Consider the following 22,943-nt stretch of genomic DNA (forward strand, 5'->3'; position numbering starts at 1 on the left):
GTTAATGATAGGAACGGGAGAGCTTAGGATGAAAATTTATGAAAAAGCTCCGGCTAAAATCAATTTGTTGCTCGATGTGCTTCGCAAGCGTGAAGATGGCTTCCACGAGGTCGAGATGATCATGACGATGGTAGACCTTGCAGACCGTCTCGAAATGCAGGAGCTGCCGCGCGACACGATTATCATATCGAGCCAGGCCGGCTACATACCTTTAGATGAGAAGAACCTAGCGTTTCAGGCAGCGCGGCTTATTAAAGACCGCTATGATGTGCGTAAAGGTGTATATATTCATTTGGACAAAAAGATTCCGGTTGCCGCTGGGCTTGCCGGCGGCAGCAGCGACGCGGCAGCAGCCCTTAGAGGGCTGAATAGGCTGTGGCAGCTGAACATCCCTGAGCAGGAGCTGTGTACGCTTGGAGCGGAGCTTGGCTCTGACGTACCGTTTTGCGTAACGGGCGGGACTGCCATCGCTACCGGACGCGGCGAGCGTCTGGAGCCGATCGAAAGTCCGCCGCAGTGCTGGGTCGTCCTTGCGAAGCCCCCAATCAATGTTTCCACCGCAGACGTTTACGGCAAGTTTCGGGTAGCGGGCATTGACCAGCATCCGTCTGCTGCCGACATGGTGTCAGCTATTCAGCGCGGTTCCTTCGCCGATGTGTGCGGGGGACTTGGCAATGTGCTTGAATCGGTAACGCTTGATCTATATCCGGAGGTGCGCCAGCTCAAGGAGAGCATGATTCGTCTCGGAGCGGATGGCGTGTTAATGTCAGGCAGCGGGCCGACGGTATTCGGGCTAGTATCGAAAGAAGGCAAGCTTCCGCGTATTTATAATGGGCTGCGCGGTTTTTGCAAGGAAGTTTACGTGGTAAGAATGCTAACATAAAAGTGACGTTTTCCTTGATTAAATCCGTATAAAAATGTTATATTAACATTATAATATTCGGATTTTAGCAGGGGGAGAATTCCTTGAAAAAGTTAAAACGCAGCGCAAGACTGGTAGAGATGACGCAATACCTGCTAAGTCGCCCACATACGTTAATCTCGCTAACAGCTTTTGCGGACCGCTATCAGTCAGCCAAATCATCCATTAGCGAGGATCTGGCGATCATTAAAGAAGTATTTGAAGAAGAGGGCATTGGCGAGCTTAACACCCTTGCGGGCGCCGCAGGCGGCGTAAAGTTCGCACCGAAGATGCATGCCTCTGATGCACGCGACATTATGAATAATATTTGTCGTCAGCTGGAGCAGCCTGAACGGGTGCTCCCTGGCGGTTATTTGTATATGACGGATATGCTTGGCCAGCCTGAGCTGCTGGCTGATATCGGCCGCATGTTTGCGACCGCTTTTGCCGCTAGGAAAATTGATGTCATTATGACGGTAGAGACGAAGGGCATCCCGCTCGCTTACGCAACGGCTGCCTGCCTGAATCTGCCCGTCGTTATCGTACGCCGAGATAATAAGGTGACGGAAGGCTCTGCGGTTAGCATCAATTACGTCTCTGGCTCTAATAAACGCATTCAAACGATGTCTCTTGCTAGGCGCGCACTTAAGGAGCAGTCCCGCGTGCTTATTATTGATGACTTCATGAAAGCAGGCGGCACCATTCAAGGGATGATGGATCTGCTCTTTGAATTCAAGGCGACCGTTGCCGGCGTTGGCGTCTTTGTAGAATCGGGCGAGGTGGAGCTCGAAGAACGACTGCTTGAAGATTATGTGTCGTTAGCGAAGCTGACGGCTGTAGATTTGAAGACCAAGCAGACGACGGTCATACCAGGCAATTATTTTCGCACAGAATAACGATTATAACTAAAGAAGGGTTGGAATAAATGATGTCACAGCATTTAGAACCGAAGGTTATTGCAACAGATAAGGCGCCTGCCGCTATCGGACCTTATTCACAAGCGATTCAGCTTGGAGGACTTCTTTTTACATCGGGGCAAATTCCGCTTAACGCAGCTGGCGAGCTTGTGACGGGCGATATTACGGTCCAGGCGAACCAAGTATTCCGCAACCTGGAGGCTGTGCTTGCCGAAGCGGGAGCAACACTGCAAAATGTAGTGAAGGCAACCGTCTTTATGAAGGACATGAACCAGTTTGTGGCGATGAATGAAGTGTATGCTTCTTACTTTGGCGACCACAAACCAGCACGTTCGGCAGTAGAAGTAGCAAGGCTTCCGAAGGATGTCCTTGTCGAAATTGAAGTGATTGCAGCGATTCCTGTCGAATAGCGTCAGATAAAATTCAAATAGAAAATTTTTTTAAAAATATGCATGTTTTTTCCAAAATAGGAGAAGGAATTGGCACAAAAATGTGGAATATTACACCAAGTCCCAGATAGGCAAAGGTGGTGAACACAAGTGCAAATTACTGATGTAAGACTCCGCCGTGTCAATTCGGAAGGTCGCATGAAGGCTATTGCTTCCATCACGATTGACAACGAATTCGTCGTTCACGATATCCGTGTAATCGACGGAAACAATGGAATGTTTGTTGCAATGCCGAGCAAGCGTACCCCCGATGGAGAATTCCGAGATATCGCTCATCCGATTTCTTCGACCACTCGGGAGAAAATTCAAGCTGCCGTACTCGCTGAGTACGAGCGCGCTGCAACGGAAGAAGAAGTGGCCATTGAAGAGGGTGCTTAATAGCAGCTTCGTTAGAGGGCAAAGATCAGTATCTGCATGAAGAGATAAGGGGGCCAAGGGGGCTCCCTTTTCTTTTTGCCCAAGATGGGATATATTCTTGTAGATAGATGGATGCGGCAGGCCATATATATAATAGGACAACAAAGATTCAGAGCCTGGTAGAGAAAAGCGGTTTTCATGTTGCAGGCGCTTGTGCTCACTAGACTTTTAACTTGGGAGGAATAGCAATTGAAAGTAATGGCGATTGTGCTTGCAGCAGGTCAAGGCAAGCGGATGAAATCCAAACGATATAAAGTGCTTCATCACGTATGCGGCAAACCGATGGTAGGCCATGTGCTGGATACGGTAAAACAGGCGGCTAGCGAGCGGACGGTTGTCATCGTTGGCCATGGCGCAGAGACGGTTAAAGCTTATTTGGGCGAGCAGGCGGAATATGTGCTGCAGGAGCAGCAGCTCGGTACGGGCCATGCGGTGCGTCAAGCTGAGGCGCTGATTGGCGCAGAAGACGGCAAAACGATCGTTATTTGCGGCGATACGCCGCTGGTGCGTGCAGAGACGATTCAGGCGATGCTGGCTTTGCAGCAGTCGAGCGGAGCGGCGGCAACGGTGCTGACGGCTTCTTTCGTTGATCCGACAGGCTATGGACGAATTATTCGCGGCGAGAGCGGCGAGGTTGAGAGAATCGTCGAGCAGAAGGATTGCACGCCAGAGGAAGCAGCGACGAAGGAAATCAATACGGGTACGTACGTGTTTGATAACCGCAAGCTGTTCGAGGCGCTTGCCAAGGTAACAAGCAATAATGCCCAAGGCGAGTTTTATTTGACCGATGTCATTGGCATTTTCCGCCAAGCAGGCGAGTCCGTTCAAGGCTATTGCACAGAGGATACGGCGGAAGCGATCGGCATTAATGACCGTGTAGCGCTTGCTGAAGCGGAAGGCTTAATGCGGGCGCGCATTAACCGCAAGCATTTAATTGAAGGCGTTACGATTATTGATACAGCATCGACTTACATAGAAGCAGATGTGCAAATTGGTGCCGACACGGTTATTTACCCAGGCACGGTGCTGCGCGGTTCTACGGTTATTGGCGAGGATTGCATCATTGGGCCAAATGCGGATATTCAGAATTCGGTCATCGGAGACGGCGTTAGCGTTAAATATTCGGTTATCGCCGAATCTGAAGTCGGCAATAAAAGCTCTGTTGGGCCATACGCGAATTTGCGTCCCGGTTCCAAGCTGGGGGAAGACTGCAAAATCGGCGATTTTGTCGAGCTGAAAAATGCTACGCTTGGCGACGGCAGCAAGGTATCGCATTTGAGCTATGTGGGCGATGCAGTAGTCGGTAAAGACGTGAACATCGGCTGCGGAGCGATAACGGTCAATTACGACGGCTTCAATAAGTCGGTGACGGAAATTGGCGATGGCGCCTTTGTCGGCAGCAACGTTAATTTAATTGCTCCAGTGAAGATTGGCGACGGCGCTTTTGTCGTTGCTGGCTCGACGATTACAAAGGATGTGCCAGCAGGCGATCTAGCGGTTGCGCGTGCCCGTCAGGAGAATAAGGAAGGCTACGCCGAGAAGATTCGTAATCGTGCGAAAGCGAAGAAGGATAAGAGCAAGAAGGGTTGATTATATATAACGGCGACGCGAATGCTGCCTCTAAAGCTGCCCTAAAAAAGGAAGCGCCGTTTAGGTTTGTTTATTTTTTGGCTCATTAGGGTAAAGCTATATGGAATATCACTTTTCTAGGAGGTTTCCATGATGTCTAACTCGATGATTGCCGAAACAAGAACTGCTCTTACAAACGGTGAGCTGCGCTCCCTGAGACAGCGGGGCAAAGTGCCTGCCGTGGTATATGGCAAACAGCTGTCCCAATCTACATCTGTTTTGCTTGAAGAGAAAGAATTGCTGGCTTTGCTCCGTTCGCATCCAAAGGCCGTACTGGAACTGAATATTCCATCCCATGGCAAAAAGCCGGTTATGATAACGGATGTACAGCGTGATCCGGTATCGCGCCAAGTGCTGCATGTGGATTTTCATCAAATTAACATGAATGAAGAAGTGAAGACGCAGGTTCGTATCGACTTCCTGGGTGAAGCGAACGGGGTGAAGGAAGGCGGCATTTTGCAGGTGATGCTCCATGAGCTTGAGGTGCAGTGTTTGCCGGGCAGCATTCCAGATTCCATTGAGCTGAACGTGGCGGATTTGGAGATGGGCAGCAACCTGCTCGTCAGCGATATTGAGGTGCCGAGCGGTGTAGAAGTGAAGTCCGATCCCGAGCAGGTCGTTGTGACCGTGCTGGCTTCTCAGAAGGAAATTTCCGAAGAGGAAGCAGCGGAATCGGCAGCCGAGTCGTTTGCTCACGAGGTACGCTCCGAGGATGCGAAAGAGGTTGGCAGCAGCTCGTAGCCTGCAGGCTCGCAGCTCCTAGCTCGTAACTGGTAGGACAAGCGCGACCAGCAGCTTCTGCTGGATCATTATTATATAGGTATTGAAGAAACGTTGTCACACGATAAAAGCGGCTAGCGGCCCCATGCATTTGCATGGGGCCGCTTTTTGTTTGTCCGTTAAGGTAGTTGCCCTCAAGCGTCAATGCAATGGATGGCAGCGCCTCGCAACGCCTCGCGACGCCAACATTGAGACGTAGGGCATGCTCAGGTACCTTTTTCGAAAAAGGCTCCCGCCTTGAGCTGGTCCACGAATTGCTGGAGCCAAGCGTAATATTGCACAGCATGCCGCAGCTTCTGCAAATCCTCCAAGCAGCGCATACGCTCCTCCTCGCTCGTCTTCATGTCCAGAATCAGCTCGCTGAGCAGCGGAATAGTCGATTCGGCCGCTTCTGTCATAACATCCACTTCGTGCTGAAGCTTTGAGGTGAAAAAGTTTTGGAACGTTTTGAAAAAATCGGTCTCCGCCTGATACAGATCCTGCCGCTCCCGCTTCTCTGGCCGCTTCATAATCATTTGCGATGACATTAACGAGCGCACAGCGTAGCTCATGTTGCTTTTGCTCATATTCATATGCGCCTTCATCTCATCGAGCGTCATCGGCTTATCCTCAAAAAACATAATGCCATATAATTGTCCGAACGAATAGTTCGCCCCGTATAAATTCATCGTTTGCGCGATTGCGTCAATCATCGTTTGGCGCAAGGCTAGCCGCTGCGTCTCCTGCTCCTCCGTATGGTCTGGCATAACCATCCTCCATTTCTCCCGTCTGCCTCTTGTCCATATTATAGCGAACTCTTAAAAATTCAGCTTTATATTTGTATCTTTACAAGAAATTAAGCTGGTGATGACGATGCGTTAATAGTTCTACGACATAATGAGTATACAATAAATTTTGAATTCATAGATTTTTATTTCGGTAAAACGGCTAAAAAGGTCATTAATTAAATTTTTATTGAATGGAGAGTTTAGGTGTTGAAACGGACAGGATGGTTGAACGAGTTAAAAGCAGTGCTGTTTACGCTGCCGGCAATGATTCCAATTACGGTCTTCTGGCTGGCGCCGCTGGTGTATGTCTTTTATTTGAGCTTTGTGGAATGGGACTTTATGAGTCCGGAAAAGCTGTTCGTCGGCTTGGACAATTATGTATATTTGCTGCAAAATCCCGCCTTCTACCAGTCGCTGAGGGTGACGCTTCTATTCTGTCTCGGCAGTGTGCTGCCTATTATGGCAGGTGGGCTGGGGCTGGCGCTGCTGCTGGGGCGCTCGCTTAAGGGCTCCGCTCTGTATCGAACGCTGGTATTTGCGCCCTGGGTAACGCCAACGGTGGCCGTTTCAATCGTCTGGTCATGGATATTAGAGCCTAAGGTGGGGCTTGGCAATACGATTTTAGGGGCGATAGGGCTTCCGGCAATTGGCTGGCTGCAAGACCCCAAATGGGCATTGGTCGGGGTGCTGCTGGTGGGCATCTGGAAATCGGTCGGATGGGCGATGATCTTCTACATTGTAGCGCTGCGAAGCGTGCCGACGGATATGCTGGAGGCGGCAGGGCTGGATGGAGCCGGGGCTGTTCAAAAATTTCTGCACGTAACGCTGCCGCTTATCTCGCCAACAACGTTCTTCCTGTTCGTTGTGCAGACGATCGAGGCGCTGCAAGCTTACGATTCCATTAATGTATTGACGCAGGGCGGTCCATCAGGCTCGACTCGGACGCTGCTGTATCTGTATTACCAATCGGCCTTCGAATCATTCCAGGTTGGCGAAGCGTCGTCGATTTCTATCATTATGATCGTCATTTGCGTTCTATTATCCGTTCTATCCTTCACGGTCAGCCGCAAAATGGTGCATTACAACTAGCTAATAGGGAGGAATTTGGAGTTATGAAGGCTGTTTACCAAGCAGGGCTGGCGCTGCGGCATATTAGCTTGCTGGCTATTGCGCTCGCAATGGCATTTCCATTCTATTGGATGATGACAAGCGCGCTGAAGACAAACGATGAGATTTGGCAGTTTCCACCGACATTATGGCCGGAGGTGCCGTTATGGAGCAATTATGTGGAGGCGTGGCTTGCAGCACCCTTCGGTCAATACATTGCCAACAGCGTAATTGTTGCGGGCGCCATTGTCCTTTTGCAAATTATTAATTCAGCGATGATGGCTTACGCTTTGACCCATATGAGATTTCGGTTAAAAGGTTTTTTGACCAGCATTATTATGCTCGGTTACATGATTCCAAGCACAGCGGTGTATTTGCCCAGCTATATGATTTTATCCAAGCTCTATTTGCTGGATTCATATGCGGGCCTAATTATATCAAACGCGGTCAGCGTCTTCTCGATTTTTCTCATCAGACAGGCCTTTCTGCAAGTGTCGCATGAGATGGTGGAGGCCGGGCAAATCGATGGTGCATCGCACAGCCGAATTTTATGGACGATTATGGTGCCGCTGACCCGTGCCTCGTTCGTAGTGCTTGCGCTCATTACGTTCATCTCGCAGTACAACAATTATTTTTGGCCGATGCTTATTACGAAAAATCCCGATCTCCAGCTCGTGTCGGCGGGACTGCGCAGCTTCTTCGTGGAAGGGGGTGCTTACGGGCTGAAATGGCCGCTCATTATGGCGGCAAGCTCTTTCACAATTATTCCGCTCTTGCTGCTGTTTCTGTTCGCCCAGCGGACGATTATGCAGAGTGTTAACTTATCTTCTGGCATTAAGGGGTAGCTTTAAGCAATTAAAATAATCAAAAGTGGAGGAATGGACCATGTTGAAAAAAATGAAATGGGTGAGCGCGATGTCGCTCTCACTTGCAATGGTGACGCTTAGCGCATGTGGACAGACGGCAAACACGCAGACAGGTGGAGCGAGCAGCAGCAGTACGCCTGAGCAATCGGCAGCAGCCTCGGAGGCGCCGAAAGCGCCGGTGCAAATTGAGTTTTGGTACGGCCTTGGCGGCAAGCTGGGCGAAAATGTAGAAGCCATTATTAAGAAATTCAATGAATCGCAAAGCGAGGTCATCGTCAAAGGTGTAGTTCAAGCGGATTACAATGAAACGGAGCAAAAGCTTCAGGCAGCTATTGCGGCTGGACAGCCTCCCGCTGCGGTGCTGGCCTCCAATGTGGATTGGGCGGCTAAAGGGTATTTTGAGCCGCTGGATGGCTATATCGCCGCTGCGCCAGATTTTAAGAAAGAGGATTTTATCCAAACGTTTCTAGAGCAAGGACAAGTAGCAGGCAAGCAGTATTTTATGCCGATGTATGGTACGACTCAGCTCATGTATTATCGCTTGGACACTTTCAAGAAAGCGGGCATCAAGCCGGAGGATATCAAAACGTGGGAGGACCTTGCGGCAGCGGCTGAGAAAATGGCGGTGAAGGAAGGCGGCAAAACGACCTTCTATGGCTGGGAACCGATGTGGGGCGCAGACAATATGATTGATGCGACGCTCAGCAAGGGCGGCAAAATTTTGAGTGATGACGGAAAGACGGTTGTATTCGATTCGCCGGAATGGATTGAGACATGGGATTTATTCCGCAAATGGCTGCATGAAGATAAAACGATGGCGATTCACTCCGGTGGACAAGGCTGGGAGTACTGGTACAAAACGATTGATGATGTAATGAAAGGCCAAGCGGCAGGCTATACGGGTTCAAGCGGTGACCAAGGCGATCTGGATTTCAGCATCGTTGGTGCTATGCAGCAGCCGGGCTGGGAAGGTGTAGGCGAAGGCAAGCCAGTCGCTCGAGCAATTATGGCGGGCGTTCCTGCAAAAGCGAAGGATGAGCAGAAGGAAGCGGCCTTTAAATGGCTGTCGTTCTTCACGGGAAGCGAAAATACGGCATCGTGGTCGATGAACACAGGTTACATTGCGGTACGTTTATCTGCACAAGATGATCCAGCTTTCAAGGCATTCAGCGAGACAAATCCACAAATTAGGGTGCCTTTGCAGCAAGCGTCGCATGGCTCGAAGCCATTCCTTGACCCGACTGGAGGCAAAATCAGCGATGCGCTGACTGTAGCGGCTGATCAGGTGCAAATCGAGAATATTTCGGCAGAGAAGGCGCTGAAGCAGGCTAAGGAAACTGCGCAGCGCGAGCTGGATAAGGCGCTAAAGGGCAAATAAGCGATGATGGATCGTTTAGCTCGTCTAGCTGGAAGGGAAGATGGCATAGAGCAGGAACAACAGCGAAGTCAGGAACAGCAGCGAAATCAGGAAAAAGCGCAAGGGAAGCAGCATCCAGTTGCTAGCCTTAAGGTTGACGAAGGCAAGCCCTGTGACGTTGAAGCCATTCTTTTTGATAAAGATGGAACGATTATTGATTTTGTCTCGATGTGGGGGAATTGGAGCGAGCTGCTGGCGAGCCGTTATACGGCGCGCCTTGCGGCTAAAGGCTTGCTGCTGTCCAAAGGGATGTTCCCCTCCCTCTGGGGAACCAGCCTTGATGCGGCGGGGAATGTATGCGCGTATGACCGCAACGGTCCGCTTGCGATGGGGACGATGAATGACTTGTATGCCATTGCAGCCTTGCAAGGCTATAAGCTCGGCTTGTCTTGGGGCGAATCGATGCAGCTAGTTAGGGAAAGCAAGGAAGAGGCTGATTTGGAGCTGAAAAGACGAAAATCTGCCATCCCGCTTGCAGGCGTTGTCCCTTTTATTGAACAGTGCAAAAAGGCAGGGCTAAAGCTCGGCATCGTCACGGCCGATGATACCGAAGCGGCGCGCGAGCATTTAGAGTGGATGGGGCTGCTGCCCTATTTCTCCGTCGTTATAGGAGCGGATCTCGTGCCGCGCAGCAAGCCGTATCCCGACATGCTGGAGCTGGCTTGCCAGGAGCTTGGTGTTGTCCCTTCGTCGATTGCTATTATTGGCGATACCGATGGCGACATGAGAATGGGGCAGGCAGCAGGGGCGGCATTATGTATCGGTATAGCGAATCAGGCCGCGAGCGTGCTTCCCTCGGCGGATGTCATCATTGCTTCCTATTCGCAGCTTGTTGTGGAGGAAGCTCATACTGAAGGGTGAGTAAATAGTGGGCTATCTATGGCTGGCACTGGCAATTGTGCTGGAGTTGTCAGGAACAATATCGATGAAACTATCGGCGAGCTTTACGCGCGTGGTCCCGTCGATTGCTATGTTTATTTTTTATGGAAGCAGCTTTACCTGCCTGAACTTTGCCCTGCGTTATATGCATGTAAGCGTTGCGTATGCGATATGGTCAGGTATAGGCATTACGCTCATTACAGGGGCTGGCTATATCTGGTTCGGCGAGCGAATCCCGCTCTCGGCTCTGCTATGGGTCGGAGTTATTGTGATCGGCGTTGTTGGGCTGAATATGAGCATTAGCGCGCATGGGGCGGCGGTTAGAGGAAATTAACGGAGCTAGAGCAGCGAAGCAGCTAAGGTTAAGGAAGCAAAGCAGCAAAAGGAGTTTTAATGATGAAGAAGGTTAGTTTGTGGTGTGAAAAGAATACGGCGCTTAACCTCGGCGAGCCGCTGATGTTTTTTCAAGTCATTACGGATACGCATGTAACGGTTGACCCGAATCATGTGCATAATCAGCAATTTGAGCGCGCGCTTATGGATATTCAAGAACGGGCGGCAGCTTCGGGCAGCGCTGGCATTATGCATGCTGGCGATATTACGGATCATGGGGAAGAAGCGGAATATGTACAGTTTTCAGCGATAGTCGAGCGTGTGAAGCAGAACGGCAAGCTTCCGCCTGTGCTTTATACGATTGGCAACCATGATACGTGGAAGGATTGGGAGCAAGGGCAGGAGCTTGGAAGCTTCAAGCATTTTACGGGGATGGACAGCGTTTATTATGATCGCTGGATCGCGGGCTTCCATTTTATTTTTCTCGGGTCGGAGACACAGACGCCTAAAAATGCGGAGCTATCCAGCACGCAGCTGGCATGGCTTGGAGAGAAGCTGGAGGAGCATCGCGGGGATTCGCGTCCCGTATTTCTATTCCTTCATCAGCCGCTGAAAAATACCGTTGCCGGATCGCTGGAGGAGCAGGAGTGGTACGGCGTGAATCAGGACGAAGAGCTGCGCGAGGTGCTGGCCGGCTGGCCGCAGGTGATTTTGTTCACCGGGCACACCCACTGGGAACTGGGTGCGCCGCATACGGTGTTTGATGGGCAAGGCGAGATCGCGACTATGTTCAACGCGGCATCCGTCGCGTATTTATGGACGGATGAGGATGCGCATAAGGCCGGCAGCCAAGGCTATTATATTGAAGTCTACGAGCAGGGTGTGCGTGTCCGAGGCCGTGATTTTGTGGCGCGCCAGTGGATGGAAGCCCAGGACTATTTTGTGCATAACGGTCATGCGGGTGAAAAAGAAAGCTAGCTCCGCCATTTTTCGTCTTCAATATTGTTCCAAACGATGACGCCTGTCTTATTGATATAAGCATGCATGGCGGGCGTTTTCGTTTTGGAATTTTCACGGAGCTCGACGACAGCAAGCTCTCCCCGGAACGGCTCGGCATAGCTATATGCAGCCGTCGGTTTGATCGCATAAGCACCTTGCTGATTAATATAGCCAAAGGATGAGCCTGCTTGAACAGGGGCTAGTCCGTTTGAGAAAGGGCCACCGGAACTTACGTTCATGGTTGCTCTTTTTCCTTGTTTATTAATGAAAAAGGATTTGCCGTTGCGTTCAACGTAGGCAAGGCCCTCTGAGAAAGGCTGAACAGCGGTGTAATTAGGCTCGAACAGAAACTCGCCGCTCTTGTTAATAAAACCGTAGGTGTCTCCAGAAGACACGCGTGCAGCGCCCTCCGTAAATGAATCGGCATAGTTGAAGCGCGCAGGAATAACGAGCTTTCCAGTTTGATCAATAAACCCGTATTTGATTGTCACGCCTTCCTTGCTTTTTTTTAGATAGCCCACTAAAGCCATGCCATCTGAAAAATTGGTTGCACTGCTGAACTGATAAGGAATAACGAGTTTGCCATCCGTATTAATATAGCCGCTGCCTTTACCTATGGTTACGATGGCTAGCCCTTCGGAAAATTCACGGGCTTTATGAAAAATAGGCTCGGTTATTTTTTCACCCTTGGCATTCAAATAACCATACTTCTTCTGCAGCTGTCCATCTGCTCCCTTAACTTGCTCCTTGTATATGACACGCTCGTTCTGCATAATGCCGACGCAGCGCGTCTGAGGGCATTCAAAAAGCTTCGTTCCTTCAGCCGAAAAATAGATGATCGTCTTCTGTTTATTGTCAGTAACTTGGACGGGCTCATTCGGCTTTAAGGAGAAGGAACGCGAGCCGCCGTCGTAAACGGGCTCAATGACGATTTTCCCGCTTTGATTAATATATCCGTATTTGCCGTCCTTTTTAATCAAATACAAATAATGGCGGGCTTCAGCCGCCGGTTTCGTCTCCTTTTGCGAACCAGTGTCTTCCGCACCGCTGGCAGATACCGTGCCTGTAATCAGGCTGGTAATGATGGCAAACATAAGTAATGTACGAAATAACCGCATATGCTCATTTCCTCTCTTGTAGCTAGTATGGTTGGATATGGAATTATTTTCTCTATGTTTAATGGACGTTGTTGGTGTGGGTTAGGTTGCAGTAGTAGTATATTAGGGAAGTCTGATCTTATAGCGGGAGGCTCCCACTAAGGCGTGCTCCAAATAATATTTGACTAAACAGTCTGGAATGGGTATGATACGTGTTGGAGGTGAGCGGACAGTGGGCCGAAATAAGGAGTTTGATACGACGGTCGTTTTGCATAAGGCGATGAAGGTTTTTGGCGAATATGGCTACGAGGGAACGTCTCTTCAGCAGCTGCTTGACCATCTGGGCATTGCGCGCCAAAGTCTTTATGACACCTACGGAACGAAGCGTGAGCTGTTTATTATGGCATTGAAAAGCTACTTCTCTCAAAAGACGGCATTAGCCATCTCCTATCTAGAAAAAGCTGACCATGTCGTCGATGCGATTGCCCATGTTTTTGACGAAAGCATCATCGTACTGATGGACCCAGAGCTTTCGAAGGAATGCTTGATTTTGACTAGTGCAACGGAGATGATGCCTGGCGATGCCGATATCAAGGCTATCATTGAGACGAATATGGCTGAGCAGGAGCATGCTTTCCATCAGGCGCTCATTCGAGCGAAGGCGCAAGGCGAACTGCAAGAGGGGCACGAAGATCAAGATCTGCTTATGCTGGCGCGCTATTTGAACCATTCCAGATTCGCACTGACTTTCCATGCCAAATATTTGACGGATCGCGAGGCGCTGAAAGATATCGCATCCATGACACTGCGCGTGCTTCGAAGCTAATTTTTGCTGCGGGTGGCATGCGTTTTTAATTTGCCTTTTCCGGACTGAATGGTCTATTATTTTTGGTCATTTCGGACTGTTCAGTCTATAAAGTATATACAAATTATAAAAGCAAAGGAAGGATTACGATGAAAAAAACTACGCTTAAAAGGCTGGCCATTTTTATTCTAACGATGGCCCAATTGATTTTAGCGCTCGATTTTACGATTATTTACGTTGCTTTACCGTCTATCGGCAGTCATCTCGGTTTCTCTTCTAGCTCGCTGCAATGGATCGTTAGTGCTTATGCGCTCACATTTGGTGGATTTCTGCTGACTTGGAGGGAGAATGTCGGATTTGCTTGGACGGCGACGGATGTTTATGGTGGCCATGACGATTTTCGGAGCAGGATCACTGCTTGGCGGCTTTGCTGGTTGCCAATTGCTGCTGATTATCGCACGAGGTCTGCAGGGGCTTGGGGGAGCTATTCGAGTCGCTTATTTTACAATGGCAGCTTTCGCCCTTATAGGCGCAGCAGCAGCCTGGATCACGTTGAAAACACGGAAATCTCCAGGCTCATCTGCAAACGAATCTCCAAATGAATCTTCAAACTAAACGGTGAACCTACAAAAAATATGAAATAGGAGTGTTCAGAAATAATGAATAAAAAAACCATTTTAATTACTGGAGCTAGTGGGAAAACAGGCAGTCGATTGGCGAGAAGACTTATAGAGGAAGGGCAGCAGGTACGTCTGGCGAGCCGAAAAACCAATTCTGCCGGGACAGAGGGGCATACGGACCACATCTATTTTGACTGGCATGATGAACGTACGCATGGGCCTGCTTTGAGCTATGTAGATGGCCTTTATTTAGTTGCGCCCGTTCTTGAGGTGGAGCCTGAGAAGGTGATGATTCCTTTTCTGGAGCTGGCAGTCGCAGCTGGTATAGGGCGGGTTGTGCTGCTGAGCAGTGCTTCGGTCGATGAGTCCGGCCCGCTCTTCGGCAAGGTGCATCAGGCGGTTCGCAAGCTTGCGCCGGAGTGGGCGGTGCTGCGCCCTTCCTATTTTATGCAAAATTTCACGGAAGCCTTTCACGGGGAACAGATCAGATCAAGCAATCAAATCGTTACCGCGACCGGGGATGGAAAAATAGGGTTTGTGGATGCAAATGATATTGCGGAGGTTGGTGTGAGGGCGCTTCTGGATGAACGGGCGCATAATACGGCTCATCTTATTACGGGCCCGCGCTCCATGAGTTACGCGGAATTATGTAAAATCATTGGAGACGTCGCCGGAAGGGAGATCAGCCATATCAGCATAAGCAAGGAGCAGCTTATGGCTGGAATGGTTGCTGCGGGTATGCCGGAGGAGTACGCTGCCATTCTCGCTCGGTTGGACGAAGCGATTCAGCAGAAGGGGGCGGAGGATATTTCAACCGATACGGTGCTGCGTGTAACGAGCCGTCCGCCAACCTCATTTGAAGCTTTTGCTGCTGCCCATGCTTCGGTCTGGAAATAACGAGGGGAGATAGAACAATCAAAACCTGACTGTCGGCTGGAATGGTCTTATTCCTATCAAGAAAACAAAACCATCATGCGCCGACAGTTTAGTTTTTCACCCTGTCTATTGATACAGATATTATGTTTATTTCTGCGTCTCCTAATTTTGAAATGTTTAGGAATTTGCATGAAACATCGCCAATATGATCAATTTTTACATATGGTAATTTACTTCCAGTAGATATTGCTATATGATAATTGAGAAAGTTAAAAAATAGAATTGGTGGTGTAATGTGAGAAAATATCTGAATTTAGCTCTCTCATTGGCAATTTTTCTATTATTTATGATTCCATCTGTTGTGAGTGCCGATCATATTACTCCTAAGGCTGAGTTGCCAGAGTATTATCCGAGATCTAATGTTATTATTAAAACAGGTGACGTGTTGTATTCTTCCAAAACATTTGGGTCATCTACAGCATTTGTTGGCCATATCGCGATTGTTGCATCAGATATGAGGGTGTACCATGTAAATCCTGCAGATGATGGAGCAGGATCAGGAGGGAAAGCCGATGCTCTGTATAACTACTTTGGTAGACATGGCGAAGGAGAAACAATTAGAGTTTACCGAGCTGCACATGGTAGTAAAGCGGCAGTTTGGGCAAAAGATAATTATCATATGGTAACGAATTATAGTATTCCGGTATTTAGTTGGAACGATTTCAAATTAGGAACTATTAACCCTAACTACTGCTCAAAATTTATTTGGCAAGCTTTTTATTATGGAAATAGTAATACTGATTATATTATTGGTTATTATAATCCTAGTAAAGAAGCTTATGTAACGCCTGCCCAAATTATTGACAGTTCTGATCTAACATACGCTGGATCATTTAAAACCCCATAAAATACGTTTTTATTGTATGAGTAATTACAGTCTAATATTAATAGAATTAAAAAGAGGCTTTCAGATTTATGATCTGAAAGCCTCTTTTTTAAAAAATAGTGATCTTCTATGTTTTTATTGATCTGTTACAGTATTTTTCAGATTTTTAATATACTCTAATTTTGTTTTTTTTGGTGAAAAAACTTGTTTATAATAAAGTTTTTAAAAATGATAAATAAAATTTCAGGTATTAGAACGATGAATATAAATAATGCTATAATAAATGGCAATGATGAAGTGAAAATCACATAACCTTGATCTTCCTTTGAACGTTCTATCAGTAATAACCACATAGGTACTGATATGACCCACATTAGAAGTGTAGAGGTAATTAAATACCTCACATTACTCCACAGTAAACAAAACAAAACTGTAACAAGTACAGGAATAATCCATGTTTCGAGTGTTTGCTTTATGCTTAATATTATAAAAGCTATGATGGGATAAAGAATTGTTATTATTATTTGACTTTTTTTGTTGTACAATAAGCCCAATTCGACCCACTCCTTTTTACGAATATTTCCTTTTGTTGATTGTAGCATACAGTATTCGTTCATGCTAGCAGTTCTACCAGCATACTAACAGAAAGAAAATTATTGAATGGAAGACGAATAAACGCTTCATATTAACTAAGGCTAACAGGTAGACGGCGTGCATTAATGCTTTGTATATTTGTTATTTAGATTAATGTCATGCTGTTGATTCTGAAGAAGTCATATAAATATAGAGGAATGAGTGTTTGTTAAATAGCGAGTGTAACAGTAGGGAGGTCATTTTTTTCACGTGGAACATTTTTCGTAAAGAAGGGGTCCGCCATGTTATCGTCCATATCGGTTATCTGATGCAATATATTGACCGCAATGAAGGAAAATAAGGTAAAATGGAGAACATAACAATCGATAAGGATCGAGACAGCAAGGAGTGAAAGACCGCTATGAAATGGATTGTGGGACTAGGCAACCCTGGGACGCAATATCAGGGCACAAGGCACAACGTTGGATTTATGGTTATTGATGAGCTCGCACGGCGATGGGGCATCCAAGTGACGCAAAGCAAATGCAAAGCGCTGATTGGCGAGGGCAATGTGAATGGTACGAAGGTTGTGCTGATCAAGCCGATGACGTATATGAATTTATCTGGTGAATCGGTGCGTTCGTTCATCGATTATTTTAAATCCGATGTGACCGAAGGGCTCGTCGTATACGATGATCTCGATACGGAGGTTGGGCGTATCCGTCTTCGTTTCCAAGGTGGGCCCGGCGGACATAATGGTATTAAATCTCTTATTTCGCATTTAGGCACGCAGACGTTTGACCGGATTCGCATGGGGATTACACGTCCGGAGCCCGGCGGCAACATTGCCGACTACGTGTTGTCCAATTTTCCGAAAAGCGAGCAGGAGCAGTTGAAAACGATGATTGATCAGGCTTGTGATGCAGCAGAGTTTTCACTGAAAGCGTCGTTCGAGGAGACGATGGCGAAGTTTAATCGCTAATTTGGTGAAAAAGGTCAAGCTGTTCATGCCGTGCAGGCTCTTTTTCCCGATGCTGCTATAGAAGATGCGTAAAATAGGCTAAAGCCGGGCATACTGAAGGGTATAACCATTCTTCAGGAGGCATACATATGGCTGTAAACTATATTTGCAAACACTGCCGTACGCCTATAGGGACGATTGCAGGCGGTGGCGAAATTACTGAGCAGCAGCTCGGTTTCGATTTCTTGACCCTTGAAGAACGCAGCGATATAATTACGTATGACCAGCACGGAGACGTGACGGTTAAGGTGATTTGCGATTATTGCCGGGAAGCGCTAGAGGCGAATCCTGAGCTGAACTTAATCGCGAGCCCGTTGCAGTAGAAGGTAAGTCATTTGAAAGCAGCTTGTAAAGGGCATTGAATGAAACACGCCGCGCCACCAAGGACGGCGACAGCCGTTTCACCTTGAGCTCACAAGTAATGTAAGGCCTTGGCGGCTGGCTGAGGCTTCTTTTCGATGATAGCGATTCATACATGCAAAGCGTAGAGCTCACCTTTTTAGGTGGGCGGTTTTGCTTGAAATTTAAGAATTTATAAGTTGTATGCTTATAAGCCGCTTAAATTTCTACGCGAAACGACAGCCTTGCCGCCAGAGGACGGCATCAGCCGTTTACGCTTGAAATATAGGAAAGTATATCAATACGCTATCCTTTCTCTATATTTCTCGGAATGAAACGCGCCGCACCGCCAAAGGATGGCGACAGCCGTTTCACCTTGAAATTTAAGGATTTATAAGTGGTCTGTTTATAGAAATGGGGTGCCGAGACGATTGAAAGCGTTAATACAGGCTTTTGCGGCTGATCCGGATGTGCAGTCCATAATAGCCGGAATCCGTTCAGGAATGCGCGAGCAAATGGTATCAGGGCTTGCTGGTTCATCCAGACAAGTGCTGATGGCCGCAGTGAAAGAAGAGATAGACCGTCCGATGCTTGTCGTGACACATAATATGTTTTCAGCGCAGAAAATTGCGGAGGATCTTCAGGAATGCTTCTCTTCGGATACTGTGCTGCTCTATCCCGCTAATGAGCTGGTAGCTGCCGAATCGGCGATCTCGAGTCCTGAGACGCTGGCGCAGCGAATGGACGTGCTGATCAAGCTGTCCGAAGGCTTCCGCGGGATTGTTGTCGTGCCATTTTCCGGTGTGCGGCGCTACTTGCCTGTACCCGGCGTTATGGCAGAGGCGAAAATTACGATTAGCGTGGGCGATGTTCTGCCGATTGACAGCTTCCTGCGAAAAATGACCGGGCTGGGCTACATTCGCGTAGACCGCGTTGAATCTCGTGGTGAAATGAGCGTGCGCGGGGGAATCGTCGATTTTTACCCGTTGACTGAGGCTTCTGCTTACCGGATTGAATGGTTCGGCGATGATGTCGATTCCATTCGGACATTTGACGCCGCTGACCAGCGGTCGCAAGGCAATATTCAGACGTATACGGTTCCGCCATGCCAGGAAATTGTTGCGAGCGCAGAGCGCTTTGCATCAGCAGCTAGCCATGCGGCGGCCTTGCTGGAGCAGCAGCTTGGCAAAATGTCCGATCGTACGGCTAAGGAGCGCCTTCGCTTGGAAATCGGCAGCGAGCTAGAGAAGCTGCGCGAGCATATATATTTCACCGATATTTATAAATATATTTCCTTGCTGTATCCGGAACGCCAGACCATTATGGACTACATGCCGGAAGATACGCTGCTCATTATGGATGAGCCTACCCGCTTGATCGAAACGGCGAAGCAGTTGGAGCGCGATGAGGCAGAATGGGCGACCCATTTGCTGCAAAACGGCAAATCGCTGCCAGGCTTTGAGCTTGCGTGCAAGTCGGAGGAAGTTTTGTATGGTAAGCGGTTTCCTACCTTGTTCTTATCCCTGTTTTTAAGGCAAATTCCGCATTCGCAGCCGCAAAACATTCTCAATATGACGAGCCGGGCGATGCAAAACTTCCACGGACAAATGAATGTGCTCAAGGCAGAGATGGACCGCTGGCGCAAAATTGGGGCTAACGTGCTCATGCTGGCCGGAAATGCGGAACGTATGGAGCGCATGCGCCGCGTGCTGTTCGATTATAATATTGAGCCGCCTACGCTGCTGGAAGGGAACCTGCAATCTGGTTTCGAGCTGCCCTCTTCGCATCTGGTTGTCATTACAGAAGGAGAGATGTTCTCCCAGAAGCAGCGCAAGGCGCGCCGTATCGACAAGAAGATAGACAATGCCGAGCGGATCAAGAGCTACACCGAGCTGAAGGTCGGCGACTATGTCGTGCATCAGAACCATGGCATCGGCAAATATGTCGGCATCGGAACGCTGGAAATTGCGGGCATTCATAAGGACTATTTGCACATCGTATACGCAGGCGGGGATAAGCTCTCTGTTCCGATTGAACAAGTCGATATGATTCAGAAATATGTCGGCAATGAGGAAAAAGAGCCGAAGATCAATAAGCTGGGCGGCAGCGAGTGGACAAGGGCGAAAAGCAAGGTGCAGTCGTCGGTTAAGGACATTGCCGATGACTTGATCAAGCTGTATGCGCAGCGCCAATCGGCGCCGGGCTTCGCCTTTGGACAGGATACCGCTTACCAGAACGAGTTTGAGGAAATGTTCCCTTACGATGAGACGCGGGATCAGCTGCGGGCCATCGAGGAAATCAAACGGGATATGGAGAAGCCGATGCCAATGGATCGTTTGCTATGCGGCGATGTGGGCTACGGCAAGACGGAGGTTGCTGTACGGGCAGCGTTTAAGGCGGCTATTGAGGGCAAGCAGGTTGCGATTCTCGTGCCAACTACCATTCTTGCGCAGCAGCACTATGAGACGTTCCGCGAGCGTTTCTCCGGGTATCCGTTCAATATTCAAGTGCTGAGCCGTTTCCGCTCCCGCAAGGAGCAAAACGATACGATGAAGGGCCTCAAAGCCGGGACCGTCGATGTTGTCATTGGCACGCATAGGCTGCTGTCGCAGGACATTGTGTTCAAGGATCTGGGCCTGCTGATTGTCGATGAGGAGCAGCGGTTCGGCGTATCGCATAAAGAGAAGCTCAAGAAGCTGAAAAACAACGTCGATGTGCTGACGCTGACGGCAACACCGATTCCGCGTACCCTGCATATGTCGATGCTGGGCGTTCGCGATCTATCGGTTATTGAGACGCCGCCAGAAAATCGTTTCCCGGTACAGACGTATGTGGTCGAATACAACACTGCGCTTGTCAGAGAGTCGATTGAGCGTGAATTGGCCCGTGGCGGCCAAGTCTATTACTTGTACAATCGCGTTCAGGGAATCTACCAAATGGCGGAGCTGATTTCAGAGCTGGTGCCGGATGCGAAGGTAGCGGTCGGGCATGGGCAAATGTCGGAGCAGGAGCTGGAGAAGACGATACTCGACTTCCTCGACGGCGAATCCGATGTGCTGGTCAGCACGAGCATTATTGAGACGGGTGTTGATATTCCGAACGTCAATACGCTCATTGTCCATGATTCGGATAAAATGGGCCTGTCGCAGCTTTATCAGCTGCGGGGACGGGTTGGCCGCTCCAATCGGATCGCATATGCTTATTTCACCTATCAGCGCGATAAGGTGCTGACGGAGGTTGCCGAGAAACGTCTGCAATCCATTAAAGAGTTTACGGAGCTTGGCTCCGGCTTCAAAATCGCGATGCGCGACCTTGCGATTCGCGGTGCCGGCAACTTGCTGGGCGCAGAGCAGCATGGTTTTATTGCGTCGGTCGGCTTTGACTTGTACTCGCAAATGCTTGCCGATGAGATTGGCAAGCGCAAGGCGGAGCTCGATGGCGCTCCTGTGCAGGAAAGCAGAGTCGTCAGTACGCTCATTGATGTCAGCGTAGATGCTTACCTGCCATCTGATTATATTTATGACAGCATTCAGAAGATTGAGATTTACAAGAAGGTGGCGTCCGTTCGCTCCTTCGATGAGGCGGAGGATTTGACCGAGGAAATCATCGACCGGTTTGGCAATCTGCCGCAGGCGGTAGATAATCTGATGACGGTGGCAAAATTGAAGGTGTATGGCGCGATGTATGGCATTGAGCAGATTAGCCAGCGCAATGATGAACTCGTCGTTCGATATGCTGCCGCCGAGAAGAAGCAGATCGATAGAAAGCAGGTCGACAAGCTGTGTCTGCATTTTGAAAATCGCTTCCACCAAGGCAGCTCGCTGGAGGACAATCCGGTAGTTACCCTTCGAGGCAAAGGACTGGATATGGATCAGCGTCTGCTGCTGCTTGAGCAGTTTTTGAAGCGTTACGCTGATGCACGAATTGTGAAGGAGGAGCTGCAGGATACAGCTCCTTGATTTCCTGTAAATTCGCAATAGGGCCCACATATCTGTTACAATACAATCAACTTTATGATTTGAGAGGAGATTTATTAATGTTGCACAACACACGCAAATCGACTTGGCGCAGAATGGCTCTGCTCGTAGTCGCGGCCGTGCTGGTCATGTCGGTTTTGGCGGCTTGCGGCTCGAAGAAAGAAGAAGGAAACGGTACAGCGTTCAGCGGTACAAGCGAAGGAGCGACTGTTGCTACTTATAAGGACAATGGCAAAGTAACCGAAGCTGAATTCACAAAGTATTTGGCGGTATTTAATTTCTTGCAGCCTGGCTATGAGTCCGTAACGGCTCTGCCACAGTTCCAAGAGCAATTGCTGCAGCAGTACATTGCTTACAAAATTTTGGCGGCTCAAGCAAGCGAAGAAACCGTGAAGCAGGCTACTACAGATACGGACAAGCAGTTTGCGGATTTTGAAGCGGCACTGGAGCAACAGGCCGAACTGAAAACGCAGCTGGAAGCGAAAAAAATCACGAACAGCGATGTAAAAACCTACATGAAGCTGATGCTGGTAGTCGTAGATCACATGAAATCCAAAGTGACCGACGAGGAGCTTAAGAAAGAGTTCGAAACGAATATTGCCAAATATTCGACTGTTACGCTTCGTCATATTCTAGTTGCTACTTCCGAGACAGATCAGGAAACGCAAGAGACGAAGGAGCTGCGCACGAAAGAAGAAGCGCTGAAAATCGCCAAAGAAGTAAAAGCGAAGCTGGATGAAGGCGGCGACTGGGCGGCTCTTGCTAAGGTCTATTCGGACGACTCGGGCTCCAAAGAAGTTGGTGGTCAAATTGAGAATGCAAAGCCAAGCGACTGGGTTGAAAACTTCAAAAATGCAGCTATGACGCAAAAAATCGGCGTTATCGGCGAGCCAGTAGAAACCGAATATGGCTATCATGTCATTATGGTTGAGAAACGCGATGAGCTGACGTATGACAAGCTTGATGATACGACAAAAGAAGCAGTAGAGAGCGCTGTAGCTTACGCCCATATGAGCACTTTCATGAGCGAAGATATGAAAAATCAAGAAGTGAAAATTACGCTGCCTGAGCAATCTCCTGCACCAGGTGCAGAGCAATCCCCAGCAGCAAGCGACGATGCGAAAGCGACTGATGATGCTGCTGCATCACAAGAGCCGGCTGCATCGGCTTCACCTAGCGCGTCGGTAGAACCGTCCGCATCGCCTGCGGCGAAGTAATAAACGCCTATCGCACATGCGATGAGTGTATAGAATAAGCAAAATCCCCATGTCCAGCTAACTAGCTGGGG

Annotated in this window: 22 protein-coding genes; 20 read left to right on the forward strand and 2 right to left on the reverse strand. The window is 48.8% G+C overall.

Annotated features, from left to right (window positions below; genetic code table 11):
* The first annotated feature begins 28 nt into the window (after positions 1-28).
* The 6 genes from ispE to ACSR9A_RS02300 all read left to right on the forward strand — a co-directional run bounded on the left by ispE (position 29) and on the right by ACSR9A_RS02300 (position 5,054).
* Positions 29-883 carry a 4-(cytidine 5'-diphospho)-2-C-methyl-D-erythritol kinase gene (ispE, locus tag ACSR9A_RS02275; RefSeq protein WP_338553799.1) on the forward strand — a complete coding sequence of 285 codons (855 nt, stop codon included), beginning with the start codon at positions 29-31 and terminating at the stop codon, positions 881-883.
* Between the two features lie 83 nt (positions 884-966).
* Positions 967-1,797, forward strand: coding sequence for a pur operon repressor (purR, locus tag ACSR9A_RS02280; protein WP_341280307.1), 831 nt, complete (start codon positions 967-969; stop codon positions 1,795-1,797).
* Between the two features lie 32 nt (positions 1,798-1,829).
* Positions 1,830-2,228 carry a RidA family protein gene (locus tag ACSR9A_RS02285; protein WP_099521529.1) on the forward strand — a complete coding sequence of 133 codons (399 nt, stop codon included), beginning with the start codon at positions 1,830-1,832 and terminating at the stop codon, positions 2,226-2,228.
* A gap of 129 nt (positions 2,229-2,357) precedes the next feature.
* Positions 2,358-2,645, forward strand: a complete 288-nt coding sequence (gene spoVG / locus ACSR9A_RS02290; protein ID WP_020620824.1) for a septation regulator SpoVG — start codon at positions 2,358-2,360, stop codon at positions 2,643-2,645.
* Positions 2,646-2,873: 228 nt separating this feature from the next.
* Entirely contained in the window at positions 2,874-4,274 is a 1,401-nt protein-coding gene (gene glmU / locus ACSR9A_RS02295; protein ID WP_473755393.1) for a bifunctional UDP-N-acetylglucosamine diphosphorylase/glucosamine-1-phosphate N-acetyltransferase GlmU, read from the forward strand.
* 132 nt (positions 4,275-4,406) lie between these two features.
* The gene (locus ACSR9A_RS02300) at positions 4,407-5,054 is read left to right on the forward strand and encodes a 50S ribosomal protein L25 (protein WP_473755394.1); all 648 of its coding nucleotides are present in this window, start codon (positions 4,407-4,409) and stop codon (positions 5,052-5,054) included.
* A 245-nt stretch (positions 5,055-5,299) separates the two neighbouring features.
* Here ACSR9A_RS02300 and ACSR9A_RS02305 read toward each other — a convergent pair whose 3' ends face one another.
* Entirely contained in the window at positions 5,300-5,839 is a 540-nt protein-coding gene (locus ACSR9A_RS02305) for a GbsR/MarR family transcriptional regulator (RefSeq protein ID WP_473755395.1), read from the reverse strand.
* Positions 5,840-6,124: 285 nt separating this feature from the next.
* On the opposite strand from ACSR9A_RS02305, the gene ACSR9A_RS02310 reads away from it, so the two are divergent.
* From ACSR9A_RS02310 to ACSR9A_RS02335, 6 genes are all read left to right on the forward strand, one after another.
* Positions 6,125-6,949, forward strand: coding sequence for a carbohydrate ABC transporter permease (locus ACSR9A_RS02310; protein WP_473755465.1), 825 nt, complete (start codon positions 6,125-6,127; stop codon positions 6,947-6,949).
* Positions 6,950-6,972: 23 nt separating this feature from the next.
* Positions 6,973-7,812 carry a carbohydrate ABC transporter permease gene (locus ACSR9A_RS02315; RefSeq protein WP_473755396.1) on the forward strand — a complete coding sequence of 280 codons (840 nt, stop codon included), beginning with the start codon at positions 6,973-6,975 and terminating at the stop codon, positions 7,810-7,812.
* A 40-nt stretch (positions 7,813-7,852) separates the two neighbouring features.
* Positions 7,853-9,211, forward strand: coding sequence for an ABC transporter substrate-binding protein (locus tag ACSR9A_RS02320; protein WP_473755397.1), 1,359 nt, complete (start codon positions 7,853-7,855; stop codon positions 9,209-9,211).
* Between the two features lie 3 nt (positions 9,212-9,214).
* On the forward strand, positions 9,215-10,111 hold the full coding sequence (locus tag ACSR9A_RS02325) for an HAD family hydrolase (RefSeq protein WP_473755398.1): 897 nt from the start codon (positions 9,215-9,217) through the stop codon (positions 10,109-10,111).
* A gap of 7 nt (positions 10,112-10,118) precedes the next feature.
* A complete protein-coding gene (locus ACSR9A_RS02330; RefSeq protein WP_473755399.1) occupies positions 10,119-10,463 on the forward strand; it encodes a DMT family transporter in 345 nt (114 codons plus the stop codon).
* Between the two features lie 62 nt (positions 10,464-10,525).
* Positions 10,526-11,440: a metallophosphoesterase family protein gene (locus ACSR9A_RS02335; RefSeq protein WP_473755400.1), complete on the forward strand. Its 915-nt coding sequence runs from the start codon at positions 10,526-10,528 to the stop codon at positions 11,438-11,440.
* Here the strand turns inward: ACSR9A_RS02335 and ACSR9A_RS02340 are convergent.
* Positions 11,437-12,579 (reverse strand): WG repeat-containing protein, encoded by a 1,143-nt coding sequence (locus ACSR9A_RS02340; protein WP_473755401.1) that lies wholly within the window; start codon positions 12,577-12,579, stop codon positions 11,437-11,439. The two genes, ACSR9A_RS02335 and ACSR9A_RS02340, sit on opposite strands and share 4 nt — an antisense overlap.
* 211 nt (positions 12,580-12,790) lie before the next feature.
* Here ACSR9A_RS02340 and ACSR9A_RS02345 point away from each other — a divergent pair, with 211 nt between their 5' ends.
* The 8 genes from ACSR9A_RS02345 (at position 12,791) to ACSR9A_RS02380 (ending at position 22,872) form a co-directional block, all read left to right on the forward strand.
* A complete protein-coding gene (locus tag ACSR9A_RS02345) occupies positions 12,791-13,384 on the forward strand; it encodes a TetR/AcrR family transcriptional regulator (RefSeq protein ID WP_473755402.1) in 594 nt (197 codons plus the stop codon).
* A 128-nt stretch (positions 13,385-13,512) separates the two neighbouring features.
* A complete protein-coding gene (locus ACSR9A_RS02350) occupies positions 13,513-13,965 on the forward strand; it encodes a hypothetical protein (RefSeq protein ID WP_473755403.1) in 453 nt (150 codons plus the stop codon).
* A 54-nt stretch (positions 13,966-14,019) separates the two neighbouring features.
* Positions 14,020-14,880: an NmrA family NAD(P)-binding protein gene (locus ACSR9A_RS02355; protein ID WP_473755467.1), complete on the forward strand. Its 861-nt coding sequence runs from the start codon at positions 14,020-14,022 to the stop codon at positions 14,878-14,880.
* Between the two features lie 274 nt (positions 14,881-15,154).
* Positions 15,155-15,766 (forward strand): hypothetical protein, encoded by a 612-nt coding sequence (locus ACSR9A_RS02360; protein ID WP_473755404.1) that lies wholly within the window; start codon positions 15,155-15,157, stop codon positions 15,764-15,766.
* Between the two features lie 973 nt (positions 15,767-16,739).
* Entirely contained in the window at positions 16,740-17,300 is a 561-nt protein-coding gene (gene pth / locus ACSR9A_RS02365; protein WP_473755405.1) for an aminoacyl-tRNA hydrolase, read from the forward strand.
* Positions 17,301-17,428: 128 nt separating this feature from the next.
* Positions 17,429-17,662 (forward strand): anti-sigma-F factor Fin, encoded by a 234-nt coding sequence (gene fin / locus ACSR9A_RS02370; RefSeq protein WP_046234476.1) that lies wholly within the window; start codon positions 17,429-17,431, stop codon positions 17,660-17,662.
* 447 nt (positions 17,663-18,109) lie between these two features.
* Positions 18,110-21,637 (forward strand): transcription-repair coupling factor, encoded by a 3,528-nt coding sequence (mfd, locus tag ACSR9A_RS02375; RefSeq protein WP_473755406.1) that lies wholly within the window; start codon positions 18,110-18,112, stop codon positions 21,635-21,637.
* A 77-nt stretch (positions 21,638-21,714) separates the two neighbouring features.
* Positions 21,715-22,872 (forward strand): peptidylprolyl isomerase, encoded by a 1,158-nt coding sequence (locus ACSR9A_RS02380; RefSeq protein ID WP_473755407.1) that lies wholly within the window; start codon positions 21,715-21,717, stop codon positions 22,870-22,872.
* Positions 22,873-22,943: the final 71 nt, after the last annotated feature.

The organism is Paenibacillus sp. R-74696 (assembly GCF_055814915.1).